General features: G+C 45.1%; 1 protein-coding gene. It reads right to left on the bottom strand.

Annotated features, from left to right (window positions below; genetic code table 11):
• Positions 1-212: 212 nt before the first annotated feature.
• Complete coding sequence (locus CIK99_RS06710; RefSeq protein ID WP_144007924.1) at positions 213-1,202, bottom strand: hypothetical protein; 990 nt, start codon at positions 1,200-1,202, stop codon at positions 213-215.
• Positions 1,203-1,275 lie beyond the last annotated feature (73 nt).

Consider the following 1,275-nt stretch of genomic DNA (forward strand, 5'->3'; position numbering starts at 1 on the left):
TAAGTCATAATAATAAAATTAAATTAAACATGCAACATCAAAACACCCTGGAACCATCATTGCAAATGCGGGGTCAAAGCCCAGTGAACTGTCCGGATTCGGATGTTAAGGAGTGGGGGCAGAACATCAATCTCTGTCTCGGGACGAATGATTAATCGGCCTTATTCCACTTCCTTGATGTTGTTAACGAGTGCAAAGGTAATAATAAAATTTTAATATACAATGATTAATTTCATTGTCTTGTTGCCACGGCGCACGATGTTCACACCTTTTATGGGAGCGTCGATGCGGCGGCCGTTGATGTCGTAGTATTCAGCATCGTCGGTGGCTACAGAGTTGAGCAGGTCGATGGCAGTCGTTCCTTCATTCCCCTCGCCACCATGGCCGATGGAGAATGCCCTGGCACTCGATGTTTGAGCAGGAGCAGTCAAAGTCATATATGCGCGGAAGGGCTTGACGCCAACCTTCGTCACTCCTGTAGCGAGCATCCTTGCAGGATTCATCAGTTTGTTGTTCAGTAGGATAAAGGCATTGTTGTCTTCCGAAGAGAAAGACTTCGTCTGATATGTGCCGCAGAGCTGCAGAGAGCTGCCGTCAGGGCCAGTGACTTTCGCCCCTTCAACAGGCGCTTTTACTATATTAGCCCCTGTCGCAGAGATTTCGATCTTCTTATCAACATCAACAACGTCATCCTTAAACTTGAAGAGCACTGGCGTTCCGGCAAGAATCTCTCCCGTTATTTCCTCAATCTCCACAGCATTAGCAGATGCACTCATAAGCTTATATGCAGTAAAATTAAAATTATTCGGGGTATATGCAAATGGCAGGCAGAGAGAGAACCATGTTGACTCTGACGACGAGAGGTCGCGGGAATATTTAGCCGTGTTAACCGTGAAAGGCGCATGAGCCACGAAATCGTCGTCTCCTGTCAGGTTAAGAATATCAGTCGTCAAAGGTTCTCTGCATAATTCCACCTTATTTTCGCCCAATGTGAAATATGTCTTGAAATAGCCAGTGTTATAGTTGGCGTATTCCTTGCTTGTTTTTCCCGAGTCATATCCTATTGCTCCTACGAGTTTGCTGCAACCAGTAAACATATTTGAACCATAGGTGACATTGCCTGTGGCAAAATCATCGCTGACATAGATGGTTCTTCTGCAATTTAGTTGAAGAGCACACGTCTCAGCGTAAGTTACTGCCATAGCTTTTTTAAGCAGTCATCGCAATCAAAAGTTTTCAGGAAGTCCCCCTAAGTCAAGTTTAGTGAAACGATGC

The sequence above is a fragment of the Prevotella sp. P5-92 genome (assembly GCF_002251245.1).
In the GTDB taxonomy this organism is placed as follows: domain Bacteria; phylum Bacteroidota; class Bacteroidia; order Bacteroidales; family Bacteroidaceae; genus Prevotella.

Coding starts and splice junctions, on each gene's coding strand:
- CIK99_RS06710 (WP_144007924.1), bottom strand. CDS start 1,202: ATGGCAGTAACTTACGCTGAGACGTGTGCTCTTCAACTAAATTGCAGA.